Origin of the sequence: Maribacter sp., assembly GCF_039968975.1 — a bacterium.
Lineage (GTDB): Bacteria > Bacteroidota > Bacteroidia > Flavobacteriales > Flavobacteriaceae > Maribacter.
The window spans coordinates 1-15240 of record NZ_JBDVOT010000145.1; the positions used below are offsets into that span (position 1 = coordinate 1).

The following is a 15240-nucleotide window of genomic DNA, read 5'->3' on the forward strand; positions in this document are numbered from 1 at the left end:
CTGGTCTGCAAGATTAAATTCTTGCATATCTAAAATATGGATGGCATGATTATCATCAACCAACCAAACTTCATCATTTTCATATTTAATGAAATCAGCGATAATAACTTCATTGCTAGATTTTATCGTCCATTTCTTCAAAGGTTCACCGTGACCCCCATCATGTGCAAATAGCGTGGAGCTGAACAGAAGAATACATAGAAGTACGTATTTAAACTCTCTCATATGGCTACATATTTATAAGTTTTTTAGTTTAAGTTTCGATCTTTAAATACACGGAGTATATACCGTTTTTTATTTCTTTTTGAAAAATGTGTTTATTGGGGTATAATAATTCTAATCTTTTCTCTAGGTTAGGTAAACCTATACCAGAGCCACTTTTGTCGCTAGTTTCTTTTGGAAAATTATAATTTTCTATTTTGAAAATAACATCATTTTCTTTGGTAATCATATCTATGGAAATAACACTCTTTTTGTTTCCGGAAACACCGTGTTTAAAAGCATTTTCAATTAATGATATAAATAGTAATGGTGAAATTTCAATGTTAGGTTTGCTAATAGGAAAACTAGATTCGATAGTCGTTTTATCGGTTAACCGAAGTTTCATGAGTTCTATATATTTTCTCATGAACTCAATTTCCTTACCTAATGAAACTAGCTCCGTATTCGTTTCATAAAGCAGGTATCTCATAAGTTTACCTAAGCTATGAATTGTTGATTTTGCCTTGTCTGGCGATAAATCAACTAAAGAATAAATATTGTTCAAAGAATTAAAGAAGAAATGCGGTTGCAGTTGGTACCTTAAATGTTGCAACTCTGTCTGTAACTTAAAGTTTGCCGCCTCTTTACGCTCTGCTTCTGTTCTAACCAACCTTTTTGTTGATTTTATTGCTATTGAAAAAAGCAATGGTGCAGCATAAGATAACATCTGTACATAGATAAACAATTTAAATGGAGGACCAGCTCTACCATTTTCTAAAGGTTTTCTAATTAGCTCTTTAAAGTAATTATCCTCTAGCTGTTCTTTTACTAAAATAAACAGTGAGATCATAATTAAATTGATTCCTATAAAAGTCCAGGTTTTCTTAGTAAATAAGAACTTATCAATCAACACTAAAAAATTAGTGTAGAAGATAATAGCATAGAAAAGCATAGGTATAAAGAAATGCGCAATCAACCTATTTAAGTCTTGATCTTCGCTGTACGAAAGAATAAAAGGCATACTAAACAGCACCAACCATATGAGAAGATGCTGAGCAATCATTATTTTTTTGTTTCTATACATAATCTGTTTATTCGTATCGTAAAGCTGTAATTGGGTCTAAAGCAGATGCTTTCTTTGCAGGGTACCAACCAAAGAATATACCTGTTACGGCACAAACCGCAAATGACACCACAATTGAATATAAAGCGACACTTGTAGGCCAAAGTAAGAACTTTTCAATAAACACCGTAGCTCCTAAGCCCAATAATACACCCAGCAAACCTCCTGTTATACTAATTAAAATAGCTTCTATTAGAAATTGCATTAAAATATCTGACCCCCTGCCACCAACTGCCATTCGTAAACCAATTTCCTTAGTTCTTTCTTTCACGGAAACATACATTATATTCATAATACCAATACCACCAATAAGTAAAGATATACTTGCCACGGCAACCAATAATACGGTCAACATTTCGCTTGTTGAGCTAAAAGTAGATATCAGTTCTTCCATAGAACGTACTGAAAAATCATCCTCTTCGTTATCCAGTAATTTATGTTCTTCGCGTAATATTTCACTTACTTGCGTAACCGCTTCTTGTGCATCATCTTCACTAATGGCAGACGCCATGATTTGGTTCAAGTAATCTATAGCTAAAATACGTTTTTGCACTGTGGTATATGGAGCAATAACTACATCATCTTGATCTTGCCCAAAGGTATTTTCGCCTTTCTCTTCCAGCACTCCTATTACCTTGAAAGGTATATTGTCAAACCTAATCATTTGTCCAACAGGATTTTGCCCATCAGGAAAAACATTGTCTACTACGGTTTGGCCTAATAAAACCACCTTAGAGGCAGATTTGACCTCGGCATCTGTAAACATACTGCCACTTTGTAGCCCCACAGCCTTAATTTCCAAATAGTCAGGGTTTACACCGTATATACTACTTGGCCAGTTATTGGCTCCGTTAATTACTTGTCCGCCTCCGTTAACAACAGGGGTAACATAGCTCAATAGGTCCGCTTTTTCCTTTATTGTTTCATAATTATCTAAAGTTAAAGTCTGTACATCGCCACCACTACCTCTAGCCGGTCCACGGTCATCTGTACCTGGGCTTATGGTAACCATGTTAGATCCCATGCTTGATATGGTAGATCGTATACTCTCTTTGGATCCTTCACCAATGGCTAGCATTGCTATAACCGATGCTACACCAATTATAATACCCAACATGGTCAGTAAAGTCCTCATCTTATTAAGAACAATAGCTTTATAAGCAATTTTTAATAAATTAAGTATTCTCATAATTAATGATTTTCTTGTGGCAACTTCGCCAATTCGTTTGCTGCAGATTGTATATTGTTATTATTGTAATCTTGAATAATGTTACCATCTTTCAAAACAATAGTTCTACTGCTAAATGTTGCAATATCAGGTTCATGTGTTACAAAAGTGATCGTAATTCCCTTTCTATTTAGATCTTGAAACAACGACATTATTTCATATGATGTTCTGGTATCCAAATTACCTGTAGCTTCATCTGCCAATATCATAACAGGGTTATTTACCAATGACCTAGCAATAGCTACACGTTGTTGTTGACCACCAGATAATTGTGATGGTGTGTGATGCAACCTTTCCCCTAGTCCAACCATTTCAAGTGCTTTTACAGCACGTTCTCTACGTTCTTCTGTAGAAACCTTACTGTTATATAGCAAAGGCAACTCAACGTTTTCAATAGCAGATGTCCTTGCTAAAAGATTATACGATTGAAAAATGAATCCTATTTTTTCGTTTCTTATGGTAGCAAGTTCATTTCTGCTCAAGTCTTTCATGGCAACACCATCAATTTCATAATTTCCCGAAGTAGGTTGATCCAAACAACCTAAAATATTAAGCATGGTACTTTTTCCAGAACCACTAGATCCCATAATAGTTACAAATTCACCTTCTTTTATGGTAAACGAAATTCCACGTAAGGCATGAACCGTTTCGGTACCCATGGTAAACTCACGTTTTAAATTTTCTATTTTTATGATTTCTTTACTCATAGCGCTTATCTTTTTCCAGGTCGTTGTGGCATAAACGGACTTTCTTCTCCTCCTGCCGAAGCACCTGTTTGTGTTGTTTCAGATTTTAAGCTGTATACTAATTTATCACCTTCGTTAATTCCGTCAAGAATTTGAACGTTAACACCATCGCTTGCACCAAGAGTTACCGCTTTAGGAGATATAGCTCCATTACTTTCCAACACCCATACTTTTGTTCCTTTATCACCATCCTGTCTTGATCCGCCCTCAGAACGATTAACAATTATATTCTCTTGTTGATTGTAAGCCATCATTTCCGGCGGTGTAGGTTTAAAATTAATAGCCTTTGCCTCTACCGATAAAACATCTTTTAGTTCTAACGTATAGATTGATATGGTTGCCGTTAAACCCGGTTTTAATTTTAAATCTGGATTATCGGCTTTAATGACAACCGTATAGGTTACTACATTAGATGTTACGGTAGGATCTAACCTTACTTGTGTAACTTCGCCCTCAAATTCTTCTCCTTGATAGGCGTCTACGGTAAAGCTAACACGTTGCCCTACGGTAACCTCTCCTATATCCGCTTCATCAACATCTGCCTCAACTTGCATTTCTTTTAAATCTTGTGCAATGGTGAACAATGTAGGTGTGCTATAACTAGCCGCAACGGTTTGCCCTTCTTCGATATCTCTAGATAATACCACACCATCTATTGGAGAATATATATTGGCATAACCTAAATTTGTCTTCGCTTGTTGCAAATCTGATAAACGCTGTGTTACTGTACCTTTAGCTGTTTCATAGGTATAAACAGCATCATCAAAGTCAGACTTGCTTATTACTTGATTATCATATAAACTTTTCTGTCTCTCGTAGATGGTCTGTAAATAATTACGTTGGCTTATAGCATTATCATAAGCTGCTTGCGCTTGTGTAGTAGCTGCTTTTAGGTTAGTTTTATCAAGTTCAGCAATCAGCTGCCCTTCGGTAACTACGCTATTATAATCTACGTACACTTTTTCCACTACGCCAGATACTTGTGTACCTACGTCTACTTGATTAGTTGGCTCAATGGTTCCTGTAGCCGTTACCATAGTAGTTACTTTCCCTTTTCTGGCAGCTATGGTCTTAACTTCAATAGTTGCCGTGTCATTACCTTTAAAAAAAGTATAAGCAACAAAAACTAAGATGGCCAATACGACACTGCCTATTATGATTTTATTTTTATTTTTCATTTTGACTAAAGTTTAATTTCGTTTCCTTGATAAAATTGTAATAATTGATGGTATAAAATATTTAAGTATTTAGATTGTATGTAATTCTGTTGCGCATTGGTAAATGTATTTTGACTTACAACTAAATCGGTAGTACTTAAATCTCCAAGCTCATACCTCTTTTGCGCAAGGTTATAAGATTGTTCTGCAGCACTCTGTGATGCTTCTGCGGCAACTAATTGCTCTTGAGAAGAAAGTGCAAACTGGTAGGCTGTTTCAACCTTTTTAATAACTTCTTTTTCAACTACTTGCTTTTGTATTTCTGCTTTTTCTATATTAAATGCAGCAATTTGTACGGCAGATTTAGTCTTGTTTCTATTAAAAATTGGAACGCTTAAGCTTAAACCAAGTCTCTGATTAAAATTGACATCTAGTTGATCATAGAAAGTATTGTCACTAATACTTGTATACCCAGAACCAAGACTACCAGTTAATGACAATGTTGGTAAATAACCTCCTTTAGCTATTTCTAGCTCTTTTTCGTTGATTAAGATATTAGTATTACTAGCCTCTACTTCTGGTAAATAGGATAAGGCATTTGTATAGATTGCTTCTTTGTTTAATTCTAGGTATAGTAAATCTTGATTTTCATCAACCGTTTCTATTTGTAAATCATCTAATGGTGATAATTCCAACAATTGCTTTAGGTCTATAATATTAAGCTCGTAATCATTTTTAGCAGCAATAACGTTATACTTATTGGTAGCTGCTTGACTTTGTGCCTCTGTATAGTCGCTTAATGCAATTGTACCGGCATCTAACCTTGATTTTGCTCTTAACACTTCTTTTTCTGATGCAGTTAAATTGTTTTCTGCAATTGTGATGCCCTCTTTGCTATATAATGCCTGTAGATATGACTCTAAGATGCTAATAACAATATTGTTTTTGGTCTCCTGCGCCAGTAAACTATTTTGCTCTATTAAAAGTTTATTTTGCTTTACTTGATTGCTCAATTGATTACCTTGGTATAGCGTCATAGAACTGTTAACTCCTAAATTTGTACTATGTATCTGATCAGAAACATAATCACTTGTAATAGGGTCAATAGTGGTACCGCTAGAAAAATTTTGAGATGCGCTACCGAATAGATTAGGTAGTTTGGCAGATTTAGCCGTTTTATAATCTACCTCAGAAATATTGGCATTTATTTCGGCATCTTTAACGGTGATATTGTTTTCAATAGCATATGAAATACAATCTTCTAAGGACCATATTTTTGATGCCACTTCAGTTTCTGTTTCTTGCGAAAAACCAAAATGAGCACATAAAATGCCTGTTATGATTATAATTTGTTTCATTTTAAGCGTGTTTTTAATTAACACTCCAAAAGTGAAACTTTATACTACCTTAATAAAAAGGAATAGAAGAATAGGTAGTTTGTATATGTAGAAAGTCGAATTTTATCGACGAGAATTTTAGGCAATTGCTATTTAAAACAGCAATTGCCTATATCCATTTAATTTAATTGTGCTTGTTGTTTTACAGTATTTAACTGCTGCTGAAGGTCTTTTAGTCTCGCTACTTCTTCTTGTCCAGGTATTTTATCTACACCACCAACAATGTATGATAAATAGGCTATTTGAGGAACTAGCATTTGCTGTGGATAAGCACCTTCGTCATTTTTAATCGTTTTTAAAACAGATTCCAACGATTCCTTTTTAGTGCCTTTGCTTTTCTTTATTTGTGCTTCTAAATCACTTTGAAATTTTCTTGCATCGGTCAATAAATCAAGTACTTTATTTTCAAAAGCTAAATGCTCTGTTATAATAGTTTCATCAATTCCTTCCTCAGCTAATCTCGGGTCAACTAAAATTTCAAATGGCTGCTCATAGGTTTCTTTGTCTACAGTTAATTTTACTGTATACCTTCCTGGTAGCACTATAGGTCCGTTTTTGTAGCTTCTAGATTTATTGTCGCTCCAAGCACCTTTTTGGCGCATATCCCATTGAAATCTATTCAAACCTTTCTTAGTTTCCAATTTTGTATCAAAGTAGCTGAAAGACATGCTTAAACTCATATTATCTACTTCTTCTTTGCTGGATTTCATCTTGGTTGAATCACTGATAATAGTTGCTATTGTCTGTTTATTAGCATCCAAAATCTCTAATTGCACATTGTTTTTACCATCTTTAGGTAGGTAATAATCAATTAAAACTCCCGTTGTTGGATAATTAGGGAAACCTTTATCACGTCGTGGAGTTCTGTAACGTATTGTGTTATCTGGCTGAAATAAAACAGGTGTATCTTTCAATGATACCATTGACGGGTTTCTTAATGATGTAATATTATCCAATACCCAGAATCCACGACCCATAGTACTTAATACCAAATCTCCTCTATTAATGATAATATCAGTAATTGGTGTAACGGGTAAGTTTTGTTGAAATGACTCCCATTTTTGACCATCATTAAATGAAACGAACATACCATATTCTGTACCGGCATATAACAAACCTGCAGTTTTTGGGTCTTCACGCAAAACTTTACTCGTATAATCTGATGGAACTCCGTTTGTCAATAATTCCCAAGTTTTACCATAATCTTCGGTTTTATAAAAATATGGAGCAGGGTCACCTAATAAATGTCTATCAACTGATATATAAGCTTTCGCAGGATTAAATTGAGAAGGTTCAATTGATTCAACTCTACCTCCTTTTGGCATTTTCTTAGGTGTTACGTTCGTCCAAGTTTGTCCACCATCTTGTGTTAAAGAAACTACGCCGTCATTTGAGCCTGTCCATATAAGGTCTTTTTTAATTTTAGATTCTCGGATAGAGTAAATTGTGCTGTAATATTCTTCACCTGTAATATCTCTAGTTATTGGACTACCGGAATTCACTTGTTTATCAGCTTCAAAAGCCGTTAAATCTGGCGAAATTGTTTCCCAAATGACTCCGTCGTTTCTAGTTTTATGTACAAATTGAGAGCCCATATACACAACATCTGGGTCATGCGGAGAAACATGAACGGGAGCTACACGCTGAAAACGATATTTTAAATCTTTAGGATTGTGCCCGTATATATTAGAAGCTCCTATAGAATATTCCCTACCTACTCCGGTAATTTTATTGTAAACGCTAAAACGACCTTTACAATTATTATAAACGATATTATGGTTGCCTGGTTTAGGTATTGATGGACCGGTTTCACAACCACCAACTTCAATCATAACTTGTGTACCCTGTGCAGAAGTACCGCTAGGGGCTGAACTTGGTATGGCAATCGTAGTATTATCTTGTTGTGCTCCATATATCCAATATGGGTATTGATCATCTACAGCTACTTGATATATTTCTGCCGTAGGTTGGTTAAATTGCGAAGACCATGTTTTACCTCCGTTATGAGAAACATTTGCACCGCCATCATTACACTGTATCAATAAATCTGGATTATTAGGATTCAACCAGATATCATGATTATCACCATGGGGAACCGTCATTCTTTTCCAACTTTTACCACCATCCATAGATTTCAATAATGGGTTGGCATTACTATAAACTATGTCAGGGTTTGTTGGGTCTAATTCAATATTAATATAATAAAAAGGTCTGTTTACAAGACCAATATTATTAGAGGTTTGAACAAATGATTTTCCTTGGTCTACAGATTTATAAACACCACCTTCTTTACCAGGAGCTTCAATTAGCGCATATAAAATACTAGAATCAACTGCAGAGACCGCTAAATCTATTTTACCGATTAAACCTTGAGGTAAGCCCGTTTCCAGTTTTATCCAATCTTTACCTCCGTTTACTGATTTGTAAATTCCGCCTTCGCTATTTTCGCCACCAGAGATAATTGTCCAAGGTGTACGTTGTGCTTTCCATGCAGCAGCATATACTATATTTGGATTACCGGGTAGTAATTCTAAATCTGCGAATCCAGTTGTGTTAGAAATATGCAACATTTTTTCCCATGTAGTACCGCCATCCGTAGTCTTATAGATTCCACGTTCTTCATTTGCTTTAAAAGCATCACCAATGGCAGCAACCCAAACTATATTACTGTTAGTAGGATCAATTTCCACAGCACCAATCTGTCCTGCATTCTTTAACCCTATATGGTTCCATGTTTTACCTGCGTCTATAGACTTGTACATGCCTTTTCCACTAATAATGTTACTACGCAATCCATCAGAACCCGTACCTACGTACACAATGTTGGGGTCATTTAGTGCAACTTCAATGGCACCTATAGATGGAGTATCAAAAAATCCGTCAGAAATATTATTCCATGTAGTTCCATAATCGTCCGTTTTCCAGACACCGGCGCCAGAGGCACCTAAATAAAATGTACCGGGCAAAACAGGAGTGCCGGTAACAGTAGTTACACGACCGCCTCTTTGTGGACCAACGGTACGGTATTGTAAAGCTGAAAAATCTTGAGAAAATAGTGTTGTGGAGACTAATGCAAATACTGCAATTGCTAGCTGTTGAAAGTAAGGTTTCATTTAAGTGTAGATAATAGGTTGGTTAAAACCTAAAGTTACTTAAACCTTTACGCAAAACATACCATGAAAGTAATTTTTACGATTTTCTTAATTTAACAATTACTTATTAGGATTTGACCTGATCTAGTGCTAAAATTTTAGATAAAATAGGGTTATGAAAAAACTTGGTCTACTTATCAGCTTCTTTGAGCTTGTCATTTTCCCAAATACCACTTATGACAGAACCTTCTTTTTTATGGAAAATACCTTTTCCATTGCGCATATCGTCCTTCCACTGCCCTTTATACTTTTCACCGTTAGGCCAAAAATAGGTACCTTCTCCATTACGCATGTCATTCTTATAGCTGCCAATATAATACTGACCATCTGCCCAATAAAAAGTGCCGTTACCTTCGCGTAGATTGTTTTTCCATTCGCCTTCGTATCTACTACCCGTTTCCAATACAGCAATACCGATACCATTGGCTTTATTATTTTTTACCTGACCAACATAATGTAGTGCAGTGCCTTTTTTACTAGTAAAACTAAGGTATTCACCAAAGGATTTATTGTTCAACTGCTTGCGCATATTACTTATTTGAACACGCGCTTTTTCTAATGCAAAATTTAAAGAATCTATACTTCTGATTTCGCTTTTCGAAACTGGTACAATAGCCGTTGAATCTAAGGCAATTTTGTCTGTTCCCTTTTCTGTAGTATTAACCGTATTATTTTGCATTAACTTCTGTGCAAGAGCAATACGTAAAGGAATGACGGTATTTAGCTCTTCATGATTCTGTAGGGTAGTATTGTAATATTCAATTGCCTTATTATAATCACCTTCCATTAACACAGAGTCAATTGCTATCAACTCTTTATTACCCGTAACCAATACATCTAGCTCCTCTTTTACTTTACTGCTCTCCCCTATTTTATTTTGTAGCGTGTTAGACTTTACACCAAAATATAGTGCCAGTACAGAAATAATAGCAAGTAAACCGTATAATGTAATATCCTTCTTTTTCATACTTATCTATTAGCTAAACATCTAGTCCGTTAAATGAATTTCTGGAAGTTTGTTTTTCACCTTTCTAAAATCTGGTGAATAATATACGTGAAAACGCATTGCCCAACTTTGTTTAAAAAAACCTCCGTTAGTTAAATCTTGTCCTTGAGAATACATGGCACCGGCAGCAACCGTTATCCTAGGCGTTAAAATATAGCCAAGGGTCGTGGTTAAACGTAAATCTTCCATGGGGCTAGCAACTACCGCTTTTCCGCTTTGCATTATCAATTCTGCTTCTGGAGCAACATAAAAGGTCTTAGGTTTAAGCTTATGGTTGTTCAATGGTATTTTCATTCTGAACATATATCTCCATCTGTTTCTGAAAATGTATTCACTATTCTCTACAAAACTTTGCGTCCATCTATGTTCTATACGTATACGGTGATAAATCATCATACTAGCAAGAGATTGTGCAAACTGATATTGATGCCAAATACGCCACTCAGGAACTAGATTACGGTCTGTAGAAGCTTCATCTGTATTAAAATTAAGTCGTAAAACTCCGCCTAATCTCACATTAAAATATTTAGAATGAATATACCCTATAGCATGTCTGTTATAAACCTGTGCAACCTGACCAAAAAATGGAGTAGCTTCTGTTTCCTCTAATCTAAGATGTGTTTGGGCGTCCCAAAATAAGCGTTTACTTATTCTAATATTACCGTATGTATTGATCCAGGTTTTGGTACCTAAATCCTTATACTTTGAATATTCTGGCAATTCAACAACTTCTTTTTCTTGCGCCGTTATTTGAAAAGCAAGAAAAATTAAGAATACCAGGTTGACGAAATATGTACGAAACGTTTTCATAGGCTATTGCTTTGTAGTGTTTTGTACATTCAACAATTCTAATATGGCAATGGGGTCTTTTTCTTTTTTCAGTTTCCGTTCCAGTTTTTTGGTGTCTTTATCTTTCAGTTCTAAAACTTTTGCATGAGTGGCATTAATAGTGTCATTTAAAGCACCTACAGTATCACAAGATAAATGCTGCGCTATTTCATCTAAAAAGTAAGGCTCTAAAATTTTGGAGTAAGCTGCTGTAATTTTCTTTTTTATATCCTCATCCATTAGAGTTGCCATAAACGGATTCCAAATTCGGTCAGTATAACTTTCTTCTATAGTAATTTTATATTGTGGCATTTGGGAAACAGTAATAGATAATGCATTTAAGTTCTCTATACACCTCACTGTGTTTCTAGCTTCCGTTAATCTGTTTTTGGCAGATTTTACCTTTGAGTAATCGTTCAAGGTAGTACTGGCAGAAGACTTAATTTGTTGTAACGATTTGGCATATTTTAACGGAATACTATCGTTTATAGCTTCAATAAAAGTCACCAGTGAATCGTTCTGTACTATGATTTCCTCCTCTAGGCTTGCCAATTCATTTTGTCTTTTTTCTTGTGCTAGGGTCTCTTTTACCTCGTTGGCAATTGCTAGAATGCCGTCATAACCCATTTTAGCAACGGCTTCAATATTTTCTATGTTAGAGTTTGTAGAATTGGTCAGTACTGAAGATGGAATTGAGTATGATTTAGATGATTCAACACTATCAATCTGCATTTTAATATCCACTTTAGATTCTGGCATTCCTGCTGGAAAAACATGGTTTATTAGCTGCTGGCGCGATGTGTATTCTAAAATACCCAAAGAATCATAACTTACAATTTCTTGAATGGGCTTAAGAAAATTTTCTTTTAAATGAAGTACTGTATTGTATTGATATGCAGTATTTACATCAGACAACTTTAGTATGTTCAACTGTGAGTTATGTAATATAGATTCACTTAATGCATTTGCTTTTTTGTAATAAGCTACAATGCTATCTACCTTTGATCCATCTAAAGAATCTAAAGGGTAGTATGGTACCTTAACTTTAAATTCAGGTAGAAATTCAGATTTTCCAAGGTCAGATAAAATGTCGTCAACTTCTTGATAACGTGCTGCATTCTGTTTTAGAAGCTCTGGTAAACTATTATGATGTAGAATGTCAACATCTACTTGAGAAAGTTGAATTTCCAAAGCTTTAATATAACCAGCGTCAAGATTGATTACCTTGGTTTTGCCGTTATATGCTTTGTAAGCTTTTATAGTTTTATGGTCATTGTCATCATCAACTCTAATAGATTGTAGAATTCCATCTTTAAAATACCAGCTTTCAGATTGGTCCATTCCGTTAGTTGGAAATAGCGACCACTCATCATGCGCTAAGCCATCTCTTAAAAATCTACCAACAAGTGTATAGTTTTCATTATTTATACTGAAGTTCTGTTGTGGAACACCGTTATCAAAAGAAACAATACTTTTAAATAACGTACTAGATATTTCAGAGTCATCAATCTTTTCTTCTAAAATGGTCCATTTACCATTAGGTTTGCCCATTTGAATTTTTCCGCTAGCGGATTTTTGAATTCCACTAACAAGAACACGGTATTGGTAATCTATAACTTCGGACTGACTTTTAGAATTAAATTCCCCAAATTGAAATTTCCATGGACCGTTTGCAGTGCCATCAACAAAAGCACCTTTAAATTGAAACGAGTAATCTTGTTTCTGTAAAAGCTCTTGAAGATTGGAACGCAGAACCGTAAAATCTCCATGAAGAACAGTATCGTTATCAACAAGCTTATAAGAATATGTAGCCTTACCGTTATACTTTCCTATTTGCAGAGGTCCGTTGTAGGTTTGTGTTTCTTGAGCATTCATTGGAATAGAAATTCCGATGATGATAAATGCAAGAAATTGTAGTAATACTTTGATAGTTAGCCTAATCATGCCGCAAAAAAACGAAAATAGATTCAGACTACAGTATTTAAATGTTAAGATTTTTAACTTTATTGATTAAACACATTGTCCTTTATCAATAGCCAATTAAACTTTTAAAAATATGAGAAAAACATATTTACCAATCAATTGGGAAGTAATCCTTTAAAAATTTACCGCACCAATGCTTTCCAGTATTAATGCCGTCAAATAATGGATCCATAACTCTTGCTGCGCCATCAACGATATCTAAGGGAGGCTGAAAATCGTGTACCTCTTGTTTCTTTTTAGCTAATTCAGCAGGGTCTTCATCTGTAACCCAACCTGTATCAACTGCATTCATAAAGATTCCGTCTTTAGCCAATTCTCCTGCAGCGGTATGGGTTAACATATTTAATGCAGCCTTAGCCATATTTGTATGTGGATGACGAGATTCTTTAAAGAAACGATGAAATTTACCCTCCATTGCAGTAACATTAATAATGTGTTTCTGACCTGTATTTTCTTTTTTCATCAACTCTGCCAAACGATTACAAAGTACAAACGGAGCAACAGAATTTACCAATTGAACTTCAATCATTTCAGTGGTTTCTATTTCACCTAATTTTAAACGCCAGCTATTGGTCTTACGTAAATCCACCTGTTGTAAATCGGCATCTAATTCCCCCGTTGGGAAAACTTCTTGCGCCACCAATGCATTATCAAAGCTATATGGAATTTGAGAAAGTTTTGCAGAAGCTCTAATGCCAATACCCGGTTCAGGGCCGTGCCATGTTACCGGCATATTTTGGTTGGGCGATGCTTGCTTGCTAAATCCTTTCAATTCCTGTAGACAACTCTCATGATCACTTAGTACCATTTGCGCAAACTTAGGTAGTGAAGAAATTTCTTTTTCTTCATTTTCCATTAAGTGATGGTAAAACCCTGCAGGTCTACGAACCGTTTGTGCGGCATTGTTTATTAAGATGTCTAATTTATCATATTGTTGTTCTATGAAATTGCAGAATATTTCAACGCTGGGTATATGTCTTAAATCTAAACCATGAATTTTAAGACGGTGCCCCCACTCCATAAAATCTTCCTCCTTAGAAAAACGAAGAGCAGAATCTACAGGGAAACGTGTTGTAGCAATAACGGTAGCTCCGCCACGAAGCAACATTAGAGTTATGTGGTAACCAATTTTTAAACGAGAACCGGTTATAACGGCAACTTGTCCTTTAACATTGGCGTTTTGAAATCTTTTTGCATAATTGAAATCACCACAATCACTACACATGGTGTCATAAAAATGGTGAAGCTTGGTGAATTCAGCTTTACAAACGTAACAATTGCGTGGAGTTGTAAGTTCAGGAAGGTCTTTGCTTGCTAATTCAGCTGCCGGTAATAATTTAGGGGCAACAAATACATGTGCTTCACGGGCACTACGAATTCCTGTTTCTTTACGAGCATGTTTATCACGAACCGCTTGCTTTCTTTTTTCGTTACGTTTGGCATCTTTAACCCTTCTGGCAAACTCTTGCTTGCTAGGTCTAGATAACTGACCGGCAGCTTTAATCAAGGCAATTCTTCTATCTTCAGGTATTTCAAAAATCTGGTTGGTATCCGTAACCAAACGATTTAAAATTTCAATACAACTTTCAATCTCGTTTAAATCGATATCAGTTTCGTTCTCGTGTTGTTTATCCTTCATCATATTACCTTAAAGAGGGCAAAAATACTAACTATGGTTAAAGTACGGTAATGCGTACTTTTTTCTTTTTTAAACGGGAATTGTTCAACTCAGTTACAAGTTGGTCAGATTTACTTTTAGGTACGGCTACAAAAGCACAATCTTGCTTAAGTTCAATAGCCCCTAATTCGTCTCTGTTTAGATCACCTTGCTTAAAGAAAAGTCCCGCAATATCACCTTTAGATATTTTGTCTTTTCTTCCACCAGAAATAAACAAGGTTTCCCAGAGAGGGTCTCCTAGCCTCTTCGTTTTTCCAATATTTAATCCCTCGGATTTTTTTATAAACTCTGGTAAAGATTCCTTATCCCATTGTAAAATATAGGCTGTGCCAGTTTCATTTACACGGGCAGTTCTACCATTACGATGGGTAAACTCTTCAATACGATGTGGCAATTCGTAATGAATAATGAATTTTAATTCAGGGATGTCTATTCCCCTAGCGGCCAAATCTGTAGCAATTAAAATGCGACTGCTACCGTTTCTGAATTTAATTAAAGCACGTTCGCGTTCCTTCTGTTCCATGCCGCCAGAAAAACACTCATGCTGTATATGTTTATTACTTAAATAATCACTAACACCTTCAATACTATCCTTGAAGTTGCAGAAGATAATGCCTGGCTCTTCCCCTATATATTTCAAAAGTTGTACAAGCGTTTTTAGCTTGTCTTTGTCTTCTGAAATTACGGTGCTGATAGTAAGTTGTGATGGCGTATCCTTTTTATGGAAATTTACGCGCTTTG

Annotated in this window: 12 protein-coding genes; all 12 read right to left on the reverse strand. The window is 35.4% G+C overall.

Going from position 1 to position 15240, the window contains the following annotated elements; all coding sequences use genetic code 11:
- Positions 1–225 (reverse strand): hypothetical protein (locus ABJI11_RS09925; protein WP_348351710.1); only part of this gene is annotated, 225 nt, incomplete at its 3' end.
- A gap of 28 nt (positions 226–253) precedes the next feature.
- Positions 254–1285 carry a histidine kinase gene (locus ABJI11_RS09930; protein ID WP_348351712.1) on the reverse strand — a complete coding sequence of 344 codons (1032 nt, stop codon included), beginning with the start codon at positions 1283–1285 and terminating at the stop codon, positions 254–256.
- A gap of 7 nt (positions 1286–1292) precedes the next feature.
- Entirely contained in the window at positions 1293–2513 is a 1221-nt protein-coding gene (locus tag ABJI11_RS09935) for an ABC transporter permease (protein WP_348351714.1), read from the reverse strand.
- Positions 2514–2515: 2 nt separating this feature from the next.
- Entirely contained in the window at positions 2516–3259 is a 744-nt protein-coding gene (locus tag ABJI11_RS09940; RefSeq protein ID WP_348351716.1) for an ABC transporter ATP-binding protein, read from the reverse strand.
- Positions 3260–3264: 5 nt separating this feature from the next.
- Positions 3265–4476, reverse strand: coding sequence for an efflux RND transporter periplasmic adaptor subunit (locus tag ABJI11_RS09945; protein ID WP_348351718.1), 1212 nt, complete (start codon positions 4474–4476; stop codon positions 3265–3267).
- A 5-nt stretch (positions 4477–4481) separates the two neighbouring features.
- Positions 4482–5813: a TolC family protein gene (locus tag ABJI11_RS09950; RefSeq protein ID WP_348351720.1), complete on the reverse strand. Its 1332-nt coding sequence runs from the start codon at positions 5811–5813 to the stop codon at positions 4482–4484.
- A 158-nt stretch (positions 5814–5971) separates the two neighbouring features.
- Positions 5972–8965 (reverse strand): hypothetical protein, encoded by a 2994-nt coding sequence (locus tag ABJI11_RS09955; protein ID WP_348351722.1) that lies wholly within the window; start codon positions 8963–8965, stop codon positions 5972–5974.
- A 169-nt stretch (positions 8966–9134) separates the two neighbouring features.
- A complete protein-coding gene (locus ABJI11_RS09960) occupies positions 9135–9971 on the reverse strand; it encodes a hypothetical protein (protein ID WP_348351724.1) in 837 nt (278 codons plus the stop codon).
- Positions 9972–9992: 21 nt separating this feature from the next.
- Positions 9993–10820, reverse strand: a complete 828-nt coding sequence (locus tag ABJI11_RS09965; RefSeq protein ID WP_348351726.1) for a DUF2490 domain-containing protein — start codon at positions 10818–10820, stop codon at positions 9993–9995.
- Positions 10821–10823: 3 nt separating this feature from the next.
- On the reverse strand, positions 10824–12713 hold the full coding sequence (locus tag ABJI11_RS09970; RefSeq protein ID WP_348351728.1) for a hypothetical protein: 1890 nt from the start codon (positions 12711–12713) through the stop codon (positions 10824–10826).
- 196 nt (positions 12714–12909) lie between these two features.
- Positions 12910–14460, reverse strand: a complete 1551-nt coding sequence (locus ABJI11_RS09975; protein ID WP_348351732.1) for an SDR family oxidoreductase — start codon at positions 14458–14460, stop codon at positions 12910–12912.
- Positions 14461–14497: 37 nt separating this feature from the next.
- Positions 14498–15240: helicase-related protein (locus ABJI11_RS09980; protein WP_348351730.1), on the reverse strand; the 743-nt coding region annotated here is incomplete at its 5' end.

What these genes read in the sequence shown, in the direction of transcription:
- ABJI11_RS09930 (WP_348351712.1), bottom strand. Translation starts at nt 1,285, where the DNA reads ATGTATAGAAACAAAAAAATAATGATTGCTCAGCATCTTCTCATATGG.
- ABJI11_RS09935 (WP_348351714.1), bottom strand. Translation starts at nt 2,513, where the DNA reads ATGAGAATACTTAATTTATTAAAAATTGCTTATAAAGCTATTGTTCTT.
- ABJI11_RS09940 (WP_348351716.1), bottom strand. Translation starts at nt 3,259, where the DNA reads ATGAGTAAAGAAATCATAAAAATAGAAAATTTAAAACGTGAGTTTACC.
- ABJI11_RS09945 (WP_348351718.1), bottom strand. Translation starts at nt 4,476, where the DNA reads ATGAAAAATAAAAATAAAATCATAATAGGCAGTGTCGTATTGGCCATC.
- ABJI11_RS09950 (WP_348351720.1), bottom strand. Translation starts at nt 5,813, where the DNA reads ATGAAACAAATTATAATCATAACAGGCATTTTATGTGCTCATTTTGGT.
- ABJI11_RS09955 (WP_348351722.1), bottom strand. Translation starts at nt 8,965, where the DNA reads ATGAAACCTTACTTTCAACAGCTAGCAATTGCAGTATTTGCATTAGTC.
- ABJI11_RS09960 (WP_348351724.1), bottom strand. Translation starts at nt 9,971, where the DNA reads ATGAAAAAGAAGGATATTACATTATACGGTTTACTTGCTATTATTTCT.
- ABJI11_RS09965 (WP_348351726.1), bottom strand. Translation starts at nt 10,820, where the DNA reads ATGAAAACGTTTCGTACATATTTCGTCAACCTGGTATTCTTAATTTTT.
- ABJI11_RS09970 (WP_348351728.1), bottom strand. Translation starts at nt 12,713, where the DNA reads ATGAATGCTCAAGAAACACAAACCTACAACGGACCTCTGCAAATAGGA.
- ABJI11_RS09975 (WP_348351732.1), bottom strand. Translation starts at nt 14,460, where the DNA reads ATGAAGGATAAACAACACGAGAACGAAACTGATATCGATTTAAACGAG.